The sequence below is a fragment of the Sphingopyxis soli genome (genome assembly GCF_018682675.1).
Classification (GTDB): domain Bacteria; phylum Pseudomonadota; class Alphaproteobacteria; order Sphingomonadales; family Sphingomonadaceae; genus Sphingopyxis; species Sphingopyxis soli.
In genome coordinates this window covers 1-8,099 of sequence record NZ_JAFMTR010000049.1, presented here as the reverse complement: position 1 = coordinate 8,099, position 8,099 = coordinate 1, and the positions used below count along the sequence as shown (strand labels likewise).

Genomic DNA, 8,099 nt, shown 5'->3' with positions numbered 1-8,099 from the left:
GGCGGCAGGCGCCGCGACGGGTGCCGCCGCCGGAGCCGCCGCATGCGCCGCGCCCACCGTGCCGAGCGACAAAGCCGCTACGATTACAAGGGATTTCAAGCTCTTCATAAGGATAGTGCCGCCCGTTGCCTGTTGTTCTTATGATGCCCCAGCCTGCCCTTCCCCACTGCGCGACACGCGTCCACGCAACCATCGGGCAGGCTGAATCTCGCGGGCGCTATAACCCCGCTTGCCGCTTGCCTCAAGCATCTCTAACACTATTTTACGGCAGGCAAATTTTCGCCGCCGAAACCCGGTCGCCCGATCGGGGCGATCACAGGAACAAAAGACCCAATCTCCCATGACCGATGATGAAATCCTGGCCGAGTTCCGCGCTGCCGACGCGCTGCTGCAGGGCCATTTCCTGCTCTCTTCCGGCCGCCACAGCGAATATTATCTCCAGTGCGCGCGCGTGCTCATGGACACCGCCCGCGCGGGTCGGCTGGCCGCCGCTCTTGCCGCCAAGCTGCCGCGCGACCTGCGGCAGGCGATCGACGTCGTCGTCTCCCCCGCGATGGGGGGCGTGATCATCGGACATGAAATGGGCCGCGCGCTCGGAAAGCCGGCGATTTTCGTCGAGCGTCCGACCGGCACCTTCGAGCTGCGCCGCGGCTTCGCGATCGACAAGGGCGCGAAAGTGCTGATGGTCGAGGACGTCGTCACCACCGGCCTGTCGTCGCGCGAGGCGATGGAGGCGGTCCGCGCCGCGGGCGGCGAGGTCGTCGCGGAAGCGGCGCTCGTCGATCGCTCGGCGGGCAGCGTCGATCTCGGCGTCCCCTTCTTTCCGCTCGTCGCGATCAATTTCCCGACCTATGCCCCCGGCGAACTGCCGCCCGAACTGGCGGGCACGCAGGCGGTGAAGCCGGGGAGCAGGAGCGCGGCGGCTTGAGCGTCATGCCCTCAAAGCTGCGGCTCGGCGTCAACATCGACCATGTGGCGACGATCCGCAACGCGCGCGGCGGCGACCACCCCGACCCGGTGCGCGCGGCGGAAATCGTCGCGGCGTTCGGCGGCGACGGCATCACCGCGCACCTGCGCGAAGACCGGCGCCACATCCGCGACGACGACCTTGCGCGCATCCAGGCCGCGACCGACCTGCCCCTCAATCTCGAGATGGCGGCGACCGACGAGATGCTGGAGATCGCGCTGCGCCATAGGCCGCACGCCGCCTGCATCGTGCCCGAAAAGCGCGAGGAGCGCACGACCGAGGGCGGACTCGACGCGGCAGGCCAGCACAATCATCTCGCGCCGATCGTCGGCAGGCTGAACGACGCCGGCATCCGCGTCAGCCTGTTCATCGAACCCGACCCGCGCCAGATCGAGGCGGCGATCCGCTTGAAAGCACCCGTCGTCGAATTCCACACCGGCCGCTATGCGCATGTCGAGGGCGAGCAGCGCGCCGCCGAACTCCGCCGTATCGCCGATGCCGCGGCGCTGGCGTGGAAGAACGGCATCGAGCCGCATGCCGGACACGGCCTAACATACGACAATGTCGTCCCGATCGCCGCGATCCCGCAGCTCGCCGAACTCAACATCGGCCATTATCTGATCGGCGAGGCGATCTTTACCGGCCTCGAAGATGCGGTCCGCCGGATGCGCGTGCTGATGGACGAGGCGCGCGGGTGAGCAGGTCGGAATTTGTAGAGAAGCAATGGCGCGCCTCGGTGCGATTCCTGAAGATTTTTCCATTCTTCATTATGCTGATCATCGGAATCAACGTCTGGCACAATGAGCAAGCAGGAAAAGCGTTTGACTGGATGTATCTGGTCTATGGCGTCGGCTTTCTCCTATGGACAGGATTTCTCTACATCTTCATGCGCCTGATCTTCAAATTCGTGCGCGCGAAGACCCTTCATGACGAGCGGCGGAAATGATCATCGGCCTCGGTTCCGACCTCTGCAATATCGAGCGCATCCAGAATTCGCTCGACCGCTTCGGCGAGCGTTTCGAGATTCGCGTCTTTACCGACGTCGAGCGCGCCAAGGCGGCGCGGCGGCCGTTCACCCGTGCCGGAACCTACGCCAAGCGCTTCGCCGCGAAGGAAGCCTTTTCGAAAGCCGTCGGTACCGGCTTCAAGCGCGGGGTGTTCATGAAGGACATCGGCGTCGTCAACGCCCCCTCGGGCGCGCCGACGCTGGCGCTGACCGGCGGCGCGGCCGCGCGGCTCGCCGAGATGATCCCGGCGGGACATAGCGCGCATATCCATCTGACGCTGACCGACGACCATCCGTGGGCGCAGGCTTTCGTCATCATCGAGGCGATCAAGGACTGAGCATGGCGAAAGCGGACAAGGATGAAGGCGGCTGGGGCAAGCTGATCCGCGACGTGGTGGTGATCGTGCTGCTGGTGCTCGGCATCCATAGCTGCGTCGCCAAGCCCTTCTATATCCCCTCCGATTCGATGATGCCGGGGCTGCGCAACGGCGACCGGCTGGTGGTGAGCAAATACCCCTATGGCTGGTCCTACGCCTCGGTGAGCTTTCACCTCGCACCGAAAATGGCCGGCCGCTTGTTCGGCAAGCTGCCCGCGCGCGGCGATATCGTCGTGCTCGAACATCCGGTGACTCGCGTCGACTATATCAAGCGCGTGATCGGCCTGCCCGGCGACACGATCGAACTCAAGGGCGGCGCGCTGTTCATCAACGGCAAGCCGGTAAAGCGCGAGGTGCAGCCGATGCTGTCGATCCCGGTCGACGCCAACCTGCCCGGCCCCGACAGCAGCCTCGGCCGCTTCATCGTCAAGGATGCTGCCGGCAAGGAGGTGCTCGAACTGCCGATCGTGCGCGAGACGCTGCCCGGCGGCGCGACCTTCGACACGATCGACATGGGCCCCGGATACCAGACCGACGATTATGGTCCGATCAAGATACCCGCCGACCATCTGTTCCTGATGGGCGACAACCGCGACGGCAGCGCCGACAGCCGCGTGTCGGTGCAGCAGAAGGGGCTCGGCGGACCGGTTCCCTTCGACGCGATCGCGGGCCGCGCCGAGATCATCAGCTTTTCGACCGACGGCACCGCTATATGGTACAATCCGGTCAGCTGGTTCGAGGCGCTGCGCCCCGGCCGCGCGGGAACCAATCTGCGCCCCGAGCATGATAAGGGCGCAAAATAGGTTCGAGGGAGCAAGACCATGGCTGCGACCAGCGAGGAAGCCGCGGCGCAAGCCAAGGCGCAGGACGCCGCGCCCGGCCCCACCGAAATCCGCAGCCAGCTTGTCCGCACCGAACTGTTGAAGGCGGCAGTCTGGCTCGGCCTTGCGTTGCTGGTCGGTGTCTGCATCGTCCTGATCCAGCCGATCCTGCTGATCTTTGCCGGGATCGTGATGGCGTCGATGCTCGACGGCGGCACGCGCCTGCTTGGCCGGATATTGCCGATCGCGCGCGGCTGGCGGCTGCTGATCGTCTGCCTGTCGCTCGTCGCTTTCCTGATCTGGACGATGATGTTCGCGGGCTCGCAGATCGCCGACCAGGCCGCGACGCTGCAGACGGTGGTCATGGGTCAGGTCGAGCGCATCGCCGCCTGGGCGGGCGAGCATGGAATGGGCGAGTTCCAGCTCGATACCAAGACGATCACCGACAATATGGCGGGCACCTTCGGCCGCGTCACCGCCGCGGTCGGCACGGTGCTGGGCGCGCTAACCAGCCTTGTCATGGTCCTCGTCCTCGGCGTCTTCATCGCGATCGAGCCGCGGCTGTATGAGCGCGGCGTCGCGTGGATGCTGCCAATGAAAGCCCGGGAGAATTTCTACATCACGACCGCGCGCATGGGTTTCACCCTGCGCCGCCTGATGGCGGGACGATTGCTTGGCATGGCGGTCGAGGGGGTCGGGACGTGGCTGGCGTGCATGGCGGTCGGCATCCCGATGGCGGCGCTGATGGGGCTGCTGACCGGCCTGCTCGCCTTCATCCCCAACATCGGCGCGATCGTCTCCGGGGTGCTGCTCGTCCTCGTCGGCTTTTCGGCGGGCACCGACACCGGCCTCTGGGCGATCGCCATCTATTTCATCGTGCAGACGGTCGACGGCTATCTGATCGTCCCGATGGTTGCGAAGCAGACCGTCGACCTGGCCCCCGCGCTCGTCCTCGGCGCCCAGATCCTGTTCGGCGCCCTGCTGGGCATCATGGGGCTGTTCCTCGCCGACCCGATCGTCGCGATGATCAAGGTCGCGCTGGAACGCGAAGCCGAGCGCAACGCGGGCCCCGGACAAACGAAAGCGGCGGCGAGCCCTTAGCCCGCCGCCGCCCCGTTTCTTTTGCCGGAGCGCGCCGATTAACGCTGCGGCGCGGGAGCCGGGGCGCCGGGTGCGCCCGGAGCGCCGCCGGGGGCGCCCTGCATCATTTGTTGCTGCTGCATCATCTGCTGCATCGCGCGGACTTCGGCTTCGGTGCGGAAGTCGATCAGCTCGATGTCGAAATGCAGCGTGCTGCCCGCGGGGATCGGGCCGACCGCGCGGTCGCCATAACCGAGCGCCGGCGGAATCGTGACCTTGTACTTGCCGCCCTTCTGCATCCGGGTCAGCGCTTGCGAAAAGCCGGGAACGACCTGCGACACCTGCATCGGCGCCTGTTCATTGGCGTCGAACACGGTCCCATTATCGAGCTTCCCCTCATATTTGATGAGGACGACGTCGGCGGTGGTCGGACTCGGGCCCGTCCCGGCTTTCACCGTTTCGAAACCGATCTTCGGCGTGCCGGTGAACGCGAACGCCGCACCCGCGACGAGCAGCGCGATCAGGCCGATCCACATCAGCCACAGCCCGCCCTTGCTCACCGGGCGCAGTGGAACCGTCGTCACGCTCATAGTCTTGTCCTTCCCCTGCCCTTTCGGGCGCGAAACCATCGGCGACGCCTATAGGCGGACGAGCGCCGGAGGGTCCAGAGGCAATCGTCCGTGCCTGTCCGCCGCCCGACCCTATTTCCCGGCCCCTATTTCCCTGCCTTGTCGCTGATCGCCTTGATCACCAGCGCCTTGTCGTCCGTCAGGTAGCGCTGCGCCAGCGTTTCGAGGTCGGCGGGGGTCGCCGCCTCGACGATCGCGATGCTCTTGCGGCTGCGGTCGAGCCGCGCCTCCTGGCTCGTCGCCTCGGACACATAGGGCAGCCAATAGCTGTTCTCGCGCCGCGCCTTGGTCATCGCCTCAAGCAGCGGTTTGCGCGCGCGGTCGAGCAGGTCGGCATCGACGGGCTTGTCGCGCAGTTCTTTTGCGATGGCGAAAATCGCGGCGCGCGTCGTCGCCAGATCTTTGAAGTCGACATTGCTCGCGGCGAACAGATGGCCATAGCCCGGATATTCGTCCGACAGGCTCGCCGCCGCGCCGGGGCTGTAGCTTTCGCCCAGCTTCTCGCGCAGTTCCTCGGTCAGCATCAACTGCATCACGCGCGCGAGCAGGTTGAGCCGCATCGCCTCGACAAGATCGCTGTCGTCGCGCGCGGGCCAATAGACGCGAAGCTCGGCCTGCTCGGCGGGCCCCTTGTGGATCAAGGTCCGCTCGCTGCGGTCGGTCGCATATCGGCGGACCCGCGCATCCGTCCGCGGATCGAACGTGGCGCGGCGTTCGGGCAGCGCGCCGAAGGTCGCCGCAATCGCATCGATCGCCGCCTGCTCGTCGATGTCGCCGACGACGCCGATTTCGATCGCGCCATGCGCAAGGCTGTCGGCAATCGCGGGTTTGAGCTGGTTCCAGTCGAGCGCCAGCAGTTTCTCGAGCGGCGGCGTCTGCGCGCGCGGATCGTTGTTGGCGAGGATTCCGGCTGCGTCGCGGCCGAGGACGGCGGCTGGCGTCGCATCGTTCGCGGCATATTGCTGCGGCAGGAAACGGCGGATGAGTGCGAGCCCGTCGGCGCGGTAACCCGGATGCGTCACGAACGCCGCCATCAGCTTCGCCTGCAGCGCAAAATCCTCGGACGAGGTCAGTGCGCTGCCCCCGAAAGCATCGGTGCTGGCGCCGAAGCCGGGGCTCACCGTCTTGCCGGCCAGAATCGTCCGCAGCTCGTCGGCGCTATGCGCTTCGAGCCCGCCGACCGTCAGCGAGCCCGCCAGCGCGACCTTCGTCGGATCGTCGCGCGTCGCGAGCAGATTGCCGCCGTCGACGCGCACCGACAGATAGACGCGCTCCTTCTGGAAATCGGTCTTCTTGATGTTGAGCATCACATTGTTCGCGAAGCGGATGCGGCGGATGCCGAGATCGTCGATGCGGCCGTCGCTGACGACCTTTCCGGGCGTCCCGAAATCGTCATAGGCGAACGCTGCGCTCTTGCTCTGCGCGGGCGCGGTGACGGCGACTTGCGCCGACGCCTTGAGCGCCGCAAGGATCGCGCCGGTACCGCCATCGAGCGGCTTTTTCGAGGTCACGCGCGCGAGCGGCGGACTGAACCCTTCCATCCGCTTGCGGAAGGCGGCGGTGATCGCGTCGGCGGTGAGCGACGGCGCCACCGCCTCGAACATCGCCAGCGACGTTTCGGGCCGCACGACGACGAAATCGCCGTCGGCGGCATCGACGAGAACATCGGCCATCGTATCGCTGCGCCGCGTCGTCACCCCCGCGACCGCATTCTTGAGCGCGGTGCGGCGGTTCGCAACCTGTTCGGCAACCTCGGCTTCGGTGAAGCCGAATTCGGCGGCGCGTCGCCATTCCTGCTCGACGAGCGCGAGCGCGTCCTTCCACGCGCCCTCCTTCGCGACCGCGCCGATCGTGACCTGATCGAAAACCTTCCAGCCCTCGGCATCGTTGAAATAGCCGGCGAGGATCGGCGAATTCTCTTCGAGCGCGATCTTGGCGAGGCGGCGGCCGACGATCGACTCGCCGATATCCTCGGCAAGCTTGCGGGCGCGCTTCGCCTTGGTGTCGGCTTCCTGCACCCACGGCCGGAACGCCGTGATCGTCACCGAATCCTGGATCGCGGGATCGACGAAATCGTCGCTCGCGGCGGCGCGGGCATAATCGGGCTTGCCGATGTCGGGGTTCGCCCCTGCCGGGCCGCGCCCCTGCCAGTCGGCGAAGCGCGCCTTGATCTTCGCCTCCATCGCCGCCGGATCGAAATCGCCGACCATCACCAGCGTCGCGCGTTCGGGGCGGTAATAGCGGTCGTAAAGGTCGCGGATGCGCGCCGCGGGGGCCGTTCTGATCACCTCTTCGGTGCCGACGGGAATGCGGCTTGCAACCTTCATTCCCTGCATCTGGAAATCGAGCTGGTCGATCAGGCTGCGCAGTTGATAGGTGTCGCGCGCGCGCCGCTCCGACAGGATGATGCCGCGTTCACGATCGACTGCGCCGGGATCGATCGTCAGCTCGCTCGCGGTTTCGCGCATCAGCATCAGCCCGGTGTCGACGAGGTCGTCGGACGCATTGGGCAGGTCGAGCTGGTACACCGTCTGGTCGAAGCCGGTCGAGGCATTGGTATCGGCGCCGAAGGCCAATCCCTTGCGTTCGAGCAGCTTCACCATCTCGCCCTCGGGCACATGGGTCGAGCCGTTGAACGCCATATGCTCGAGGAAATGGGCGAGCCCGCGCTGGTCGTCGGCCTCGGCAAAGCTGCCGACGTCGAACCGCATCCGCAGCACGACGCTGTCCTTTGGCGTCATGTTCTTCAGCAGCGCATATTTCATCCCGTTGGGCAGGACGCCGAAGACGATGCTGGAATCGAACGGAATGTCGCTCGCGGCAAAGTTCCACGCTTTCGCCGCGGGGGTCTGCGGATTGATCGTGGCGGCAGCCGCCGGTTTGGCCGCCTCCCTGGCGGACAGCGGCACCGGATGGAATGCGAGGAGAAGGAACGGCGAGAGCGCGATCGACGCGCTGCGGGCAAGACGGAGGGTCATCCCCCCGTGATGGCCGCGATTTCCGCCCCGTCAAGCCACGTCCGAAACCCCGTCGAGCAGCTTTTCGATGAACGACGTCTGCCGCCGACCAGCGGCAGCCGGATCTGAACGGGGCGGCTAACGACCGGAAGTTGTCCTTCCTTGTCTCGTCACCCCGGACTTGATCCGGGGTCCATTGGCGCAGCGCTGGAAAAATGGATTCCGGATCGAGTCCGGAATGACGAAGGTTTGAAAACGACCG

At 66.1% G+C, this 8,099-nt stretch carries 8 protein-coding genes; 6 read left to right on the top strand and 2 right to left on the bottom strand.

Annotation, left to right across the window (positions count from 1 at the left end):
• The first annotated feature begins 340 nt into the window (after positions 1 to 340).
• The 6 genes from pyrE to J1N50_RS07115 are packed head-to-tail and all read left to right on the top strand — an operon-like array spanning position 341 to position 4,272.
• On the top strand, positions 341 to 928 hold the full coding sequence (pyrE, locus tag J1N50_RS07140; RefSeq protein WP_215351812.1) for an orotate phosphoribosyltransferase: 588 nt from the start codon (positions 341 to 343) through the stop codon (positions 926 to 928).
• Positions 929 to 933: 5 nt separating this feature from the next.
• Positions 934 to 1,665: a pyridoxine 5'-phosphate synthase gene (locus tag J1N50_RS07135; protein ID WP_215351824.1), complete on the top strand. Its 732-nt coding sequence runs from the start codon at positions 934 to 936 to the stop codon at positions 1,663 to 1,665.
• Positions 1,662 to 1,913 carry a hypothetical protein gene (locus tag J1N50_RS07130; protein ID WP_215351809.1) on the top strand — a complete coding sequence of 84 codons (252 nt, stop codon included), beginning with the start codon at positions 1,662 to 1,664 and terminating at the stop codon, positions 1,911 to 1,913. Before J1N50_RS07135 ends, J1N50_RS07130 begins: the two co-directional genes overlap by 4 nt.
• The gene (acpS, locus tag J1N50_RS07125) at positions 1,910 to 2,311 is read left to right on the top strand and encodes a holo-ACP synthase (protein WP_215351806.1); all 402 of its coding nucleotides are present in this window, start codon (positions 1,910 to 1,912) and stop codon (positions 2,309 to 2,311) included. Before J1N50_RS07130 ends, acpS begins: the two co-directional genes overlap by 4 nt.
• Before the next feature lie 2 nt (positions 2,312 to 2,313).
• Positions 2,314 to 3,153 (top strand): signal peptidase I, encoded by an 840-nt coding sequence (gene lepB / locus J1N50_RS07120; RefSeq protein WP_215351803.1) that lies wholly within the window; start codon positions 2,314 to 2,316, stop codon positions 3,151 to 3,153.
• A gap of 18 nt (positions 3,154 to 3,171) precedes the next feature.
• Positions 3,172 to 4,272 carry an AI-2E family transporter gene (locus J1N50_RS07115; RefSeq protein ID WP_215351789.1) on the top strand — a complete coding sequence of 367 codons (1,101 nt, stop codon included), beginning with the start codon at positions 3,172 to 3,174 and terminating at the stop codon, positions 4,270 to 4,272.
• Between the two features lie 38 nt (positions 4,273 to 4,310).
• On the opposite strand, the gene J1N50_RS07110 is transcribed toward J1N50_RS07115, so the two are convergent.
• The gene (locus J1N50_RS07110) at positions 4,311 to 4,841 is read right to left on the bottom strand and encodes an FKBP-type peptidyl-prolyl cis-trans isomerase (protein WP_215351787.1); all 531 of its coding nucleotides are present in this window, start codon (positions 4,839 to 4,841) and stop codon (positions 4,311 to 4,313) included.
• A gap of 125 nt (positions 4,842 to 4,966) precedes the next feature.
• A complete protein-coding gene (locus tag J1N50_RS07105; RefSeq protein ID WP_215351772.1) occupies positions 4,967 to 7,858 on the bottom strand; it encodes a M16 family metallopeptidase in 2,892 nt (963 codons plus the stop codon).
• Between the last annotated feature and the right edge of the window lie 241 nt (positions 7,859 to 8,099).

Bases quoted from the DNA above. Each gene is read 5' to 3' on its own strand.
- pyrE (WP_215351812.1), top strand. From the start codon at position 341: ATGACCGATGATGAAATCCTGGCCGAGTTCCGCGCTGCCGACGCGCTG.
- J1N50_RS07135 (WP_215351824.1), top strand. From the start codon at position 934: ATGCCCTCAAAGCTGCGGCTCGGCGTCAACATCGACCATGTGGCGACG.
- acpS (WP_215351806.1), top strand. From the start codon at position 1,910: ATGATCATCGGCCTCGGTTCCGACCTCTGCAATATCGAGCGCATCCAG.
- lepB (WP_215351803.1), top strand. From the start codon at position 2,314: ATGGCGAAAGCGGACAAGGATGAAGGCGGCTGGGGCAAGCTGATCCGC.
- J1N50_RS07115 (WP_215351789.1), top strand. From the start codon at position 3,172: ATGGCTGCGACCAGCGAGGAAGCCGCGGCGCAAGCCAAGGCGCAGGAC.
- J1N50_RS07110 (WP_215351787.1), bottom strand. From the start codon at position 4,841: ATGAGCGTGACGACGGTTCCACTGCGCCCGGTGAGCAAGGGCGGGCTG.
- J1N50_RS07105 (WP_215351772.1), bottom strand. From the start codon at position 7,858: ATGACCCTCCGTCTTGCCCGCAGCGCGTCGATCGCGCTCTCGCCGTTC.